This is a genomic window from Pseudoglutamicibacter albus (assembly GCF_031458175.1).
Classification (GTDB): Bacteria; Actinomycetota; Actinomycetes; order Actinomycetales; family Micrococcaceae; genus Pseudoglutamicibacter; species Pseudoglutamicibacter albus.
Genome location: NZ_JAVDXX010000001.1, coordinates 1,659,161 through 1,671,960 on the forward strand (window position 1 = coordinate 1,659,161; position 12,800 = coordinate 1,671,960).

Here is a 12,800-nt window from a genome sequence, read left to right on the forward strand (position 1 = left end):
GCCCCTTTCGTATCTAGGGAAGGTTACTTCCAGTCTTTATAGGTCGTGTTTTCCTTCTCGACCAGGGTCAGCACATCGTAGGTTGCCACGATGTCACCGTTCTGGTTGTGTAGCACGGCATCCCACGCGACCTCGCCGTATTCGTCGGTCACGCGTGGGGTGATGCGCTTGGCAGTCAGGGTCACACGCACCGAGTCATCGATGCCCACTGGGGTGATGAAGCGGAGGTTCTCGAGGCCGTAGTTAGCCAGCACTGGGCCCGGCTTAGGCTCCACGAACAGGCCCGCCGCCCAAGAGACCAAGAGGTAGCCGTGAGCGACGATGCCCGGGAAGAACGGGTTGGCTTCCGCCGCTTCGTCGTTGGTGTGCGCGTAGAAGGTGTCACCGGTCGTGTTCGCGAAGTCGGTGATCTCCTGGCGGGTTGCCTTACGCAGACCCGATGCGAAGCCATCCCCCACACGAAGTTCGTTGAGCGGGATGCGGAATGGGTGGCGGTACTTGTCCGAACCGCCGAACTCCGGGTCGCCAGCCAGGCGCTGTTCCGCCCCGGTGTGCCACACGCCCGTCACGGCGGTCAGCATGTCTGGGGATCCCTGCAGTGCGGTGCGGGACATGTGGTGCTTGATAGCGCGCACGCCACCGAGCTCTTCGCCGCCACCAGCGCGGCCCGGGCCGCCGTGGATCAAGTGTGGAACCGGGGAGCCGTGGCCGGTCGAGGTCTTCATCGTGTCACGGTTGAGCACGTGCACACGGCCGTGGTGGCCAGCGATGCCCTTGGAAACCTCGGCGACGATCTCCGGGTTGTTCGAGCACACGGTCGCAACCAGGGAGCCCTCGCCCATCGCGGCCAAACGTACCGCGGAAGCTGCGTCTTCGTATTCGGCGATCGAGGAGACCGGGCCGAAAGCCTCAACCGAGTGGAGCTCAGGGGTCTCGGCGTCCTCGAAGTCGAGGATGACTGGCGACATGAACGCGCCGTCCTCAACCTTGCCGCCTTCGGCAACCAACGCATCGTCAGCGCTTTCCGGGGTTCCGTAGGCGACCTTCGCGCCGGCGTCGATGAGCTTCTGGACCGCGCCACGGACGTCCTTGAGCTGATCCATCGAAACCAGGGCACCCATACGGGTTTCCTCAACGCGCGGATCGCCGACCTTGCCGCGCTTATCCAGCTCAGCGCCAAGCGCCTTCACAACTGCGCCCTTGAGGCCCTTCGGAACGAAGATGCGGCGTACAGCGGTGCACTTCTGGCCGGCCTTAGCGGTCATCTCAACGGCAACGGCCTTGACGAAAGCCTCAAACTCAGGGGATCCTTCGGTCGCGTCAGTACCGAGGATCGCTGCGTTGAGCGAGTCAGTCTCCGTGGTGAAGCGGACCCCGCCGCGGGTCACGTTCGGATGCTCACGCAACGCGTGAGCGGTGCTGGCCGAACCCGTGAACGCGACGATGTCGCGGTAGTCGAGGTGATCGATCACAGTGCGTGCCGATCCCGTGATGAGCTGCAGCGAGCCCTTCGGGAGCAGCCCAGAGTTGATCATCTGGCGCACGACCTCAACGGTCAGCTGAGCCGACGGGGTTGCTGGCTTCACGATGGTCGGCATGCCCGCAACGAAGGCCGGAGCGAACTTCTCAAGGAAGCCCCACACCGGGAAGTTGAACGCGTTGATCTGCACCACCACGCCCGGCAGGGCCTGCATGATGTGTGTTCCAAGGAAGGAGCCGTCACGCGAGAGGACCTCGACGGGGCCTTCTTCGATCACGTTCGAGTTCGGCAGCTCGCGGCGGCCCTTGGATGAGAACGTGTAGAGCGTACCGATACCGCCGTCGATATCGATCATGCCGTCACGAGCGGTGGCACCCGTCGTGAGGTTCAGGCGGTCCATTTCTTCACGGTTGGCCTGAAGGTACTGGGCGAGCTGCTTCAGAATCAGTGCACGTTCGTGCAGCGTCAGCTCGGAGAGGTTCTTCTGCCCCACTGTGCGGGCATGGTGGATCATGGCTTCAAGGTCGAGGCCCTCTGCGGAGACGGAGCCAATAGCCTCACCGGTCGATGCATCATATACCGGGGTTGCTTTGGCTTCAGCAGCCGGGGTCCACCATTCGTCGCAAGCGTAACTTGGCAGAACGTCGGTCACCGTGGAAGTGCTCATAAGGATGCAACATCCCTTTCCTGAACGATCGGTCAGTTTTCCTTACCAGACTACCAGCGCATGAGTCGCAGATCACTCACAAGGCGAAACTTCTCTGGCGGCGCAAACGCACCGTCACAGCGCCGTTAAACAACGATGCGGGCCCGGTTACTACCGGACCCGCATCGTTGATCAGTTGTTAGCTAGCACGCGCTCACGCGCCCGCCGGGAGCGTTCGTTTATTTCTTGCTCCAGTCGTAGAAGCCCTTGCCGGACTTCATGCCGAGTTCACCGCGCTCAACCATGTCACGCATGATCTGCGGCGGAGCGAAACGCTCACCTAGGGTTTCTTCGAGGTATTCGGCGATACCAAGGCGCACGTCCAGGCCCACGATGTCGGTGGTCTTGAGCGGGCCGGATGCGTGCCCGTAGCCGAGCACCATCGCGTTGTCGATGTCCTCGGCGGATGCCACGCCGGCCTCGACCATGCGCATCGCTTCGAGCGCTAAGGCGACACCGAGGCGCGAGGACGCAAAACCTGGGGCGTCCTTGACCACAACCGCGGTCTTGCCGAGCCCTTCGGTCCAGCCGCGTGCCGCGTCCACGAGCTCTTCGTCAGTCTGCTGGCCTACAACAACCTCGATCAGCTTGGACGCTGGAACAGGGTTGAAGAAGTGCAGGCCCAGGAAACGGCCCGGGCGGGCCAGTTCCTTAGCGAGCCCGTCGATCGAGAGCGAGGACGTGTTCGAGGCCAAAACCGCGGTCTCGTCCATGTTCTTCTCAGCCTCCTGGAGAGTCTGGACCTTCAGATCCCAGATCTCCGGAACAGCCTCAACGACGAGCTCGCGGCCTGCAAGGTCAGCCTTGTCCGTGGAGACGCTGAACTTAGCCATCCAGTCATCAACGCTGCCGTCCAGGCCGCGGTCGATCGACTTCTGGACCGAGGTAGCGACGCGTTCAGTTGCCGCCTTGGCCGCATCGTCATTCGCTTCGATGACGATGACCTCGCTGCCGGAGGTCAAGAAACCATGCGCGATGCCGGCCCCCATACGGCCGCCACCGATCACACCAACTTGTGCTGGAAAATCGCTCATCTACGTTGCAACCTTCTACTTCTTGTGCGGTCTACTTCTTCTTCTTGCGATCAAGGAACGCTTGCATGCGGTCGAACTTCGCTTGGGATTCGAACAGGATCGCTTGGGCGAGCTCATCGACGGCAGGGTGGGCGTCCCGCGGCATCGTGAACACGCGCTTGGAGATCCGGACCGCGAGCGGGTCTTGCTTTCCGATGCGGTCGGCGAGCGCGTGGGCGCCAGCCATGAGTTCGGATGGCTCGTGGAGTTCGGTCACGAGCTTGAGTTCGAGCGCTTCCTCTGCGTTGAGGATGCGGCCTGCAAGGATCAGTTCGAGCGCGGTTGGTTCGCCCACGAGTTCTTTGAGCCGCCACAGCGCACCCGCCGCCGCGGTGATACCGAGGTTGGTTTCTGGCTGCCCCATCTTGACTTTAGGGGTCGCGATGCGGAAGTCGGCCGCGTAGGCGAGTTCGGCGCCGCCGCCGAGTGCGAAACCGTCGATCGCTGCGATCACTGGCATCGGGAGCCGGTGGATACGGGAGAAGATCTGCGAGTTGATGCCGGCGAGGGCGTCTTCGCGGCGGCGTTCGCGTAGCTGGGCGATGTCGGCGCCGGATGCGAAGATACCCCTCTGGCCGGTTTCTTCGTTGGCTTCTACCCCGGTGATGATGAGGATCTTCGGGGTGCGTTCGAGGTATCCGCACAGGGTATGGAACTCGTCGACCATGGTTTGGTCGATCGCGTTGAGAACCTCTGGGCGATTCATGCGTGCTACAACGCGGTCTTCGCTTTCGGTGATCTCAAGGGCCGTGAAGCCCGTTGCGTCGAAGCTCATGGTTTAGACGGCCTCCACGATGATCGCTTGCCCCTGGCCTACGCCGATGCACAGGGTTGCTAGGCCGAGTTTGCGACCTTCGGTTTCGCCGAGTTCGCGGTCCATGCGCCCCAGGAGGGTGATGACGATGCGCGCGCCGGAGGATCCGAGTGGGTGGCCGAGTGCGATCGCGCCGCCGTCACGGTTGACGATCTCTGGATCGAGGCCGAGTTCACGGATTGAGGCGAGCGACTGGCTTGCGAAGGCTTCGTTGATTTCGACTGCTTTAAGGTCGGAAATCTCAAGGCCGGCTTTTTCGAGTGCCTTGCGGGTGGATGGGACTGGACCCATACCCATGATTTCCGGCGCGAGGCCGGCGGCGGCGTTGGATACGACGCGTGCGCGTGCCTTGAGGCCGTATTTCTTGACGGCTTCTTCGGAGGCGACGATGATCGCGGATGCGCCGTCGTTGAGGCTCGAGGCGTTACCTGCGGTCACGACTTCCCCGCCCTTGACGACAGGGCGCAGCTTGGCGAGCACCTCTGGGGTCGAGCCTGGGCGTGGGCCTTCGTCGGTGTCCACGACGGTTTCATTGCCTTTGCGGTCGAATACGGAGACCGGGACGATTTCGTCTTTGAAGCGGCCGGCTTCGATTGCGGCGAGCGCTTTTTCGTGGGATGCGGCGGCGAATACGTCGGCGTCTTCGCGGGAGATGTTGTACTGGCGTGCAACTTCTTCCGCGGTTTCTGGCATGGAGTAGGTGAATTTGCCGTCGCGGGAGAGTTCACCGGAGAGGAACTTAGGGTTCGGGAAGCGCCAGCCGATCGAGGTGTCGTGGACCTTGCCTGGGGTTGCGAAAGCCTTAGCTGGTTTCTCCATGACCCATGGGGCGCGCGACATCGATTCAACACCGCCGGCAACCACGATGTCGGCGTCACCGGCCTTGATCATCTGGGTTGCCATCGCGATCGCGGACATGCCCGATGCGCACAGGCGGTTGACGGTGATGCCTGGCACGGAGTCTGGGTAGCCGTTGAGCAGCCATGCCATGCGGGCTACGTTGCGGTTTTCTTCGCCTGCACCGTTGGCGTTGCCGAGGATGACTTCGTCGACTACCTCTGGGTCGATGCCTGCACGCTCGATGGCTTCTTTGATGACGAGGGCTGCCATATCGTCGGGACGGACAGAGGACAGTGCACCTCCGTAACGTCCAACGGGAGTACGTACGCCGCCCACCAGCATCGCTTCAGTCATGGTTCTCCTTTAGTAGAGGGTTCACACCTTGGGTAGAGGATTCACTGCCACGGTGTCATGGGTGTTTTCTTCAAGTGTTTCACGAGCCGCGGCGCAGTGGGAGATCTGTGACTATTCGGCATCAATGTGAGTAGGCTGACCGCAGGCGGCTCGTTGCTCCAATTGTTAGAAGGAATCATGTCTGTGTTGCGTCGAATCCCTTTGCTGGTGTGGGTGTTGCTCGCTATTGCGGCGAGCATCGCGTTTTCGTTACCGACCTATGGTGAGGGGGCTGAGCGGGCCTCGATTATGCCGGGCTGGCTTGCCCGGGTTTTCATGACGTACAACTCGCTGTTTTCGGGGATTCTGACGTTCGCGATCCCTCTGATCATTCTGGGCCTAGTGTTACCGGCGATCGCTGAGTTGGGTCGTGGAGCGGGCAAGCTTTTAGGGATGACGGCTGGGATCGCTTACGGTTCCACGATCGCTGCCGGTTTGTTGGCTTATGCGGTGGCTCATTCGGTGTTCCCGTTATTCTTGGGCGGTGATGCCCCGAGGATCGGCGAGGCGAGCGCGGACATTAACCCTTATTTCGCGATTGTTCAGCAGGCTTCCGAGGAGCCGGTGGTTCCGGAGATCGTGTTGCCGCCAGCTATTGAGGTTTTGCCGGCGCTGGTTTTGGCGTTCATTCTGGGTTTGGGGCTCACGGCGATCAAGTCGAATGCTTTGCTCGATGCGGCGATTGATTTCCGCAAGATTGTGGACAAGCTGATCCGCAACATCATCATCCCTGGCCTCCCGTTGTTCATTTTCGGTATTTTCATGGACCAGACCCTTTCGGGCGCTGTGGGCGATGTGGTCAGAAACTTCTTGCTGGTTGCTTTGGTCGCGTTAGTTTTGACGTTGGCGGTTCTGGTTCTTCAGTATCTGATCGCTGGTGCTGTTGCGGGGCGCAGCCCGCTGCGTTCGCTGTGGAATATGCGGTCGGCGTATGTGACGGCTTTGGGGACGGCTTCGAGTGCCGCCTCGATTCCGGTCACGATTGAGGCAGCTAGGAAGAACAAGATTTCGGATCCGGTGTGTAACTTTGTGATCCCGTTGTGTGCAACGATCCACCTTTCGGGTTCGATGGTGAAGATCGTTCTGTTCTCGTTGGCTGTCATGATGCTTTCGGGTGTGGACACCGGGTTCGGGCAGTATTTGCCGTTCGTTTTGATGTTGGGTGTCATGATGATCGCCGCCCCGGGTGTTCCCGGTGGCGCGATCGCTGCCGCATCCGGTTTGTTGGGTTCGATGTTGGGCTTCAACGAGGCCCAGATCGGGTTGATGTTCGCTACCTACATCGCGCTGGATTCCTTCGGTACGGCAGCGAATGTGACCGGCGATGGCGCCATCGCGATGATCGTTGACCGTTTGGCTCGTAACCGCTCGGACAACGCAACGGTGGAGGAGCCGGAGGAGCCAGAGTTCGTCGAGGAGCAGTGAACCGCCGATGGGCCAGGCCCTGCCGAGGAGTAGTAGTTCACCGAGAAATAGCTAGGCCTCTGCGCCGCCTAAACTAGGTTTCATGGCTTTAGAAGATTCCAAACACCGCGATCTCCATATCACTCGTTCGGGTCTTGAGGTGTTGCACACTCAGATCAATGGTGATATCGAGCCGGCCCCGTATAACCAGTTGTTGGGGGTGCGTTTGGTGGATGCCCGCGAGGGCGCAGTGGAGCTGACATGCCAGATGAAGCCAGAGTTTCTGAACAAGATCGGTTCGGGACATGGCGGTTTCATTTCGAGTCTTTTGGATAACGCGTGCGGCCTGGCCGCGGATACGGTATCCCGACCGGGGCACGCTTTCACGACGATGGATCTGCATGTGCGGATGCTTCGGCCTGTCACGTTGGCCTCGGGTGTGTTACGTGTTGTGGGTGAGGTGGAGAAGTCTGGCCGCTCGGTTGCGGTGACTACTGGCAAGCTATATGCAGAAGACGGGACGCTGCTGGCTAGCGCGACGTCGAGCCTGTTCGTTTTGGACGTCTAGGAGCGTTCTGAATGTCGCTTATAGCCATTGTCTGTTTCGTCCTTGCCGGGGTTGTCGCGGTTGTGGACTGGATTCTGACTCCGCGTACTGATGGTACGTGGCGTTGGGTCACGAAGGCCTCGGTTCCTGCGTTGCTGACGGCGAGCGTGGTGTTGACGGGGTTGGCTCGTCCACACCCGGCGTGGGCGGCAACGTTTGTGGCGGGTGCGCTGTGTTTCGCGTTGCTGGGCGATCTTTTGCTATTGGACCGCGGGCGTTTCTTGTATGGTGCGTTGGCGTTCGCGGGGGCGCAGACCGTTTTGACGGTGACGTTGGCGTGGCGTGCGTGGGCTGGGCCGGTTCAGCAGAACTCTGTGCCGGGGGTCCCCGAGGGCGGCTGGACTGGCCTGGGGGTTGCCGCGGTAGTGGTGGTGGCTGGCTTCCTAGCTGTGGGGATTCGGTTGATTCGGGCCGCGCATCGTGACCGGCTGGGCCTGGTGGTCACGTTCTATATCGTGTTGATTTCGGTGATGGTTATGGCGGCTTCCTTGCATGTTCGTCAGCCTGGTGGCTGGTGGGTTATCGGGGCGGCCCTGTTGTTCTATGTTTCGGACGCGCTGCTGGGGTGGAAGCAGTTTGTGAGCCGGGATCAAACGAACTCGGTGGCTGTGATGGTCACGTATCACCTCGCTATATTCGGGTTCGCGTGGTGGGCGCTACTGCAGTCTGGGGTCACGGTCTAGCCTCTGCGGCTTTTCTGCGCGCCCGGCGGCTGTGTGTTGTGTCAACTAGACTGGGCGTGTGACTGATCAAGATTCCGTTTTGCCTGAGAAGGTTTCTGACGTTTTCGACCCGAACGCGTGGCGTGTTGTTGAGGGTTTCGATTTCCAGGACATCACGTATCACCGCCAGGTTGAGCGGGATGCCGAGGGCGGCATTGTGCGTGATCTGGGTGCGGTCCGGATTGCGTTTGACCGTCCTGAGGTGCGTAACGCGTTCCGTCCGGGGACGGTTGATGAGTTGTACCGGGCGTTGGATCACGCTCGGATGACTGGCGATGTGGGAACCGTACTGCTCACGGGTAACGGCCCGTCGCCTAAGGACGGCGGCCATTCGTTCTGCTCGGGTGGGGATCAGCGTATTCGCGGCCGTGATGGTTACCGTTATGCCGCGGGTGAGACGCGGGAGACGATCGACCCTGCGCGCGCAGGCCGCCTGCATATTCTTGAGGTTCAGCGTCTGATCCGCACGATGCCGAAGGTCGTGATCGCGGTCGTCAACGGCTGGGCTGCTGGTGGTGGTCATTCGTTGCATGTGGTTGCGGATTTGACGATCGCCTCGGCTGAGCACGGTAAGTTCAAACAGACGGATGCCACTGTTGGTTCGTTTGATGCCGGTTATGGTTCGGCGTTGTTGGCGCGCCAGATTGGGCAGAAGAAGGCGCGCGAGATTTTCTTCTTGGCTCGCGAGTATTCGGCTCAAGACATGGTGGATGCCGGCGCGGTGAACGCCGCGGTTCCGCATGCCGAGCTTGAGAAGGTCGCGTTGGAGTATGCCGCGGAGATTGCGCGGCAGTCCCCGCAGGCTATCCGCATGTTGAAGTTCGCGTTCAACGCGGTCGATGACGGCATCGCGGGTCAGCAGGTTTTCGCTGGCGAGGCCACCCGCCTTGCCTATATGACGGATGAGGCCGTTGAGGGCCGGGACGCGTTCCTTGAGAAGCGTGACCCGGACTGGTCGGCTCACCCGTACTATTTCTGATCCGGTGTCTGTCTTGCCTGACGATGCGGGGCATGCGTTCGCAGATGCTGTAGCGGACGTGCGTGCAAGGCTCGCCGCCGCGCTGGATGGTACTGGCCCTGCGGTCGAGATCGTTGAGGCGCCCGCTGGCTCCATTACCGGCACCGCTGGCACAAGCACGGAAGCCGGTATCCCGTTCGTGGTCGAGCATCCGGAAGATGCGCCGGAGGGTACGGCGGCGGTGATCCGCACATCGGGCTCTACCGGGATGCCGAAGCGCACCGCTTTAGGCGCTGAGGCACTCAAGGCTTCGGCTGCCGCGACTTCTCAGCGGATTGGTTCGGGCCATTGGTTGCTTGCTCTGCCTTTGCATTATGTTGCTGGGCTTGCAGTGGTTTCGCGTGCCGTACTCGCGGGCACCACGCTGGTGACGATGGACCTGCGTTCGCGTTTCACGGTTGAGGCGTTCACCGAAGCGACAGAAAGGCTTGCCCAAACCGCGCGCTCCCAACCGGCACACCCACAAGCGACAGGCTCAGCAGACGCGAACGCCTCTTCCTCGCACCCGCTGTTGACATCGCTCGTACCTACTCAGCTGACGCGCTTGTTGGAATCACCCCAGGGCGTAGAGGCGCTCAAACGCTACACAGCGGTTCTGGTGGGTGGAGGCGCTACCCCGCCGGCCACGCTCCAAAGGGCACGCGAGTTGGGCGTCCCGGTCGTTTTGACGTACGGTTCGGCAGAAACCTGCGGTGGGTGCGTGTATGACGGAAAGCCGTTGCCGGGTGTTTCAATCTCGATCGATTCCGCGGGCCGCGTGAGCCTTGGTGGGCCGCAGGTCGCCGCGGGGTATATCGGGGACCCTGAACGTACCGAACAGCATTTCGCGACCTACTCCCTCGATGCCCGGCTAATGCAAACGCGGCCGATGCGTTGGTATGTCACAGATGACCTCGGCACGTTGCTGCCTGATGGAACGCTCCAGATCCGTGGCCGGGTCGATGACGTCATCAACACCGGCGGCGTTAAGGTGTCTGCTGCTCGGATTCTCGCGGCGATCGAGTCGGTGCCGTCGGTTCGGGAAGCCATCGTGGTTCCGGTCCCCCATCCTGAGTGGGGGCAAACAGTAGGGCTCATCTATTCCGGGGATTCAACCGAGGAAGAGATCGCAACGGTTGTGAGGCGGCAGGTTTCAGCGGTTGCTGTGCCCCGCGTCGTGATCCAGACTGATGCGGTCCCGCGGTTAAGTAATCACAAACCGGACCGTCAAACCGCTGTTTCGCGTTTAAGCGCGCTAGTCTAGCTAGCGGGCGGGTATGTCCGCCCGCTCTCCTATCGAAAGGACCTCGTTCTTCGTGGCCACTGCCTCACAATGGATCTCTGGCGCCCGCCTCCGGACGTTGCCGATGGCTGTTTCACCGGTGCTGGTGGGTGTCGCGGCTGGTTTTGCGGCTTCGGGTACGGTCAAGTGGATTCCGGCGTTGCTTGCCCTGGTGGTCTCGCTGCTGCTACAGATCGGTGTGAATTACGCCAACGACTATTCCGATGGCGTGCGCGGCACCGATAACGAGCGTGTGGGGCCGTTCCGGCTCACCGGATCTGGTGCAGCGAGCCCGCGCGCGGTCAAGTACGCCTCGTTCCTATGTTTCGGGCTCGCGGCCCTGGCGGGCCTGGGGCTTGTGTGGATGACACAGACGTGGGTTTTGTTGATCGTGGGGGCGCTCGCGATCGCGGCCGCGTGGGGTTATACGGGTGGTAAGAACCCGTATGGTTACCTGGGTTTAGGCGAGCTTTTCGTTTTCATTTTCTTTGGGCTCGTAGCAACCGTCGGGACAACCTACACCCAGTTGGGTTATTTGTCTGGGCATTCCTGGCTTGGCGCGATTTCGGTTGGGTTGATCGCGACCGCCTTGCTGATGGTCAACAACATCCGCGACCTACCGACTGACCGTGTTGCTGGGAAGCGGACGTTGGCGGTGCGTCTTGGGGATCGTCTTGCGCGGTTGGTCTATGTTCTGATGATCGTTGTTTCGATCGTGGGGCCGGTGGCACTCGGGTTTGTCACGAACGTGTGGTTCTTTGTGGTGTTATTGACGTTCGTGGTTGCGTTCAAGCCATGTGCGGCGGTCCTGACTGCCGAAGACCGCCGCGACCTCATCCCTGCGTTGGCTAAAACGAGCCTGATCCAGGTGGTTTTCGCTGTGCTGTTCTCGCTTGCGCTCGTGTTGCATAAGCTTTTGATGGCCTAACCGCGGGATACGGCGACGGCCGCGGATCAACGAGGAGTTGATGCCGCGGCCGCGCAGTTTAAGGCTGTTTATACGTGTAGTTCAGCGGTCTGCGAGGTCAGTGGTGTCGGCCTTGTTCTGGCGGGATGCACTCTCTGGCAAGCCTTCGTGTTCTTCGACGCCACTGTGCCGCATGCCATCGTCTTCTTTGCCGTCGCTATCCCGCATGGTGCCGCCTTCTTGGGCGTCGAGGTATGCATCTTCAACGTGTTCGTCGCTTGAGGCGTCGGCTTCAGGCGCTACACCGGCGGTTTTGGTTTCGGCTTTGCGCCGGTTGAGTGCGCGGCGGAATTGTTGGCTCGCTTCAGCTTGTGCTTTGTTCATGAAGAGGAACGTCACGGCGAACGAGAAGACCGCGCCTACCACTACGGACGCGATCGCCCCACCGACCGGCCAGCGGTTGAACGCGAAAAAATAGTACACGAGCATCGAGACGCCGATCAGGATGACGGCGCGGATCAGACCCATCCAAAAAACCTTCACCGCTCTAGTCTATAGGTGAGCGGCGGGGTGCCCGTACTGGGCGCAAACTAGAATGAACGGTATGCGTTGGCTCGTCTTCATCGTTCCGCTGGTTCTTGTTTTCATTCTGTACGCGTTGTTCAACGCGATCGGCACGCCTCAGCATCGTGTGCGTTCGTTACCGAAGGGTGTGTGGATCGCTGCGATCATCGTGTTGCCGGTGGTTGGAGCGGTGCTGTGGTTGACGTTGGGCTCGGATAAGACCGCGCCGGCGCCTACTCCTCGCGGGCAGGGCCCGGATGATGATGCGGCTTTCCTTGAACGGTTGAACCTTGAGCGTGACCGCAAGAAGATGCGGCAGGATGCGTTGCGCCGCGAGAAGGAACTTGAAGCGCGTGAGGCCGCGTTGCGTGAGCGCGAGCAGGCCGCCGAACGTGATCGCCAGCGCGGCAACACCGGAGCTGTTAACCCTGACCGTGATAGTTCAGGCCCTGGCCAGAGCGACGACGGCCAGCCAGGCAGCGGCCAGCCAGGCGACGTTGAGGATTCCGATGGCGGTGAACGGCCATGATCGCGCTTACCGTGTTGTTCCCTTCTGTGTGGTTGCCGTTCAATCCCACCCATTACGATGGGCCGGTCACCGATAGCCAGCCGACGTGGCTGCCGGTGATTTTGGGGGCTGTGGGCGTTCTGGTTTTGATCGCGATTTTCGCGACGTTCATCGTGTGGCTGATGCGCGGTGACCGCCGCGATAAAGAAGCGGGCCTGCATCTGGAGGAATCCCCGTTCTTTGAGACGCGGGAGAATCCATACGAGGAACAGTTCCGACGCAAAAACCATACCGACCAAGGCAACTCAGACAGCTAGTTATTCGATGGCCCTGTCCGACTAGCAACACCTTTAGGCGTTATGAATCTAAGCTATTTTAGAATTGGCTTTGATTAACTATAGTTTTCACGATTCTTGCTGACTAACTCTGGTTTCCTTTGAGGCCCAGCGGTAGCGTGATCTGCATCACCAGCAGGTGATGTGGATTACTTACCAAACTAAAGA

At 60.6% G+C, this 12,800-nt stretch carries 13 protein-coding genes; 8 read left to right on the forward strand and 5 right to left on the reverse strand.

Annotated features, from left to right (window positions below):
* Positions 1-23 precede the first annotated feature (23 nt).
* From paaZ to J2S67_RS07320, 4 genes are all read right to left on the reverse strand, one after another.
* Positions 24-2,147, reverse strand: a complete 2,124-nt coding sequence (paaZ, locus tag J2S67_RS07305) for a phenylacetic acid degradation bifunctional protein PaaZ (RefSeq protein WP_310247648.1) — start codon at positions 2,145-2,147, stop codon at positions 24-26.
* A gap of 218 nt (positions 2,148-2,365) precedes the next feature.
* Complete coding sequence (locus tag J2S67_RS07310) at positions 2,366-3,220, reverse strand: 3-hydroxyacyl-CoA dehydrogenase family protein (protein ID WP_310247651.1); 855 nt, start codon at positions 3,218-3,220, stop codon at positions 2,366-2,368.
* Between the two features lie 31 nt (positions 3,221-3,251).
* Positions 3,252-4,034 carry an enoyl-CoA hydratase/isomerase family protein gene (locus tag J2S67_RS07315; RefSeq protein ID WP_239446046.1) on the reverse strand — a complete coding sequence of 261 codons (783 nt, stop codon included), beginning with the start codon at positions 4,032-4,034 and terminating at the stop codon, positions 3,252-3,254.
* Positions 4,035-4,037: 3 nt separating this feature from the next.
* Positions 4,038-5,267, reverse strand: coding sequence for a thiolase family protein (locus J2S67_RS07320; RefSeq protein WP_310247654.1), 1,230 nt, complete (start codon positions 5,265-5,267; stop codon positions 4,038-4,040).
* Between the two features lie 177 nt (positions 5,268-5,444).
* Between J2S67_RS07320 and J2S67_RS07325 the strand changes: the two genes are divergently transcribed.
* The 6 genes from J2S67_RS07325 (at position 5,445) to J2S67_RS07350 (ending at position 11,246) form a co-directional block, all read left to right on the forward strand.
* Positions 5,445-6,731 (forward strand): dicarboxylate/amino acid:cation symporter, encoded by a 1,287-nt coding sequence (locus J2S67_RS07325; RefSeq protein ID WP_310247656.1) that lies wholly within the window; start codon positions 5,445-5,447, stop codon positions 6,729-6,731.
* Positions 6,732-6,813: 82 nt separating this feature from the next.
* Entirely contained in the window at positions 6,814-7,278 is a 465-nt protein-coding gene (locus J2S67_RS07330; RefSeq protein WP_052048764.1) for a PaaI family thioesterase, read from the forward strand.
* 11 nt (positions 7,279-7,289) lie between these two features.
* Positions 7,290-8,000, forward strand: a complete 711-nt coding sequence (locus J2S67_RS07335; protein WP_310247660.1) for a lysoplasmalogenase family protein — start codon at positions 7,290-7,292, stop codon at positions 7,998-8,000.
* Positions 8,001-8,058: 58 nt separating this feature from the next.
* On the forward strand, positions 8,059-9,018 hold the full coding sequence (locus tag J2S67_RS07340) for a 1,4-dihydroxy-2-naphthoyl-CoA synthase (protein WP_310247663.1): 960 nt from the start codon (positions 8,059-8,061) through the stop codon (positions 9,016-9,018).
* 4 nt (positions 9,019-9,022) lie between these two features.
* Positions 9,023-10,300 (forward strand): AMP-binding protein, encoded by a 1,278-nt coding sequence (locus tag J2S67_RS07345; RefSeq protein WP_310247665.1) that lies wholly within the window; start codon positions 9,023-9,025, stop codon positions 10,298-10,300.
* 52 nt (positions 10,301-10,352) lie between these two features.
* The gene (locus J2S67_RS07350; protein ID WP_310247667.1) at positions 10,353-11,246 is read left to right on the forward strand and encodes a 1,4-dihydroxy-2-naphthoate polyprenyltransferase; all 894 of its coding nucleotides are present in this window, start codon (positions 10,353-10,355) and stop codon (positions 11,244-11,246) included.
* A gap of 81 nt (positions 11,247-11,327) precedes the next feature.
* On the opposite strand, the gene J2S67_RS07355 is transcribed toward J2S67_RS07350, so the two are convergent.
* The gene (locus J2S67_RS07355) at positions 11,328-11,768 is read right to left on the reverse strand and encodes a hypothetical protein (RefSeq protein ID WP_310247669.1); all 441 of its coding nucleotides are present in this window, start codon (positions 11,766-11,768) and stop codon (positions 11,328-11,330) included.
* A 61-nt stretch (positions 11,769-11,829) separates the two neighbouring features.
* On the opposite strand from J2S67_RS07355, the gene J2S67_RS07360 reads away from it, so the two are divergent.
* Complete coding sequence (locus tag J2S67_RS07360) at positions 11,830-12,318, forward strand: PLD nuclease N-terminal domain-containing protein (protein ID WP_310247673.1); 489 nt, start codon at positions 11,830-11,832, stop codon at positions 12,316-12,318.
* 11 nt (positions 12,319-12,329) lie between these two features.
* Positions 12,330-12,614 (forward strand): hypothetical protein, encoded by a 285-nt coding sequence (locus J2S67_RS07365; RefSeq protein WP_310247676.1) that lies wholly within the window; start codon positions 12,330-12,332, stop codon positions 12,612-12,614.
* Positions 12,615-12,800: the final 186 nt, after the last annotated feature.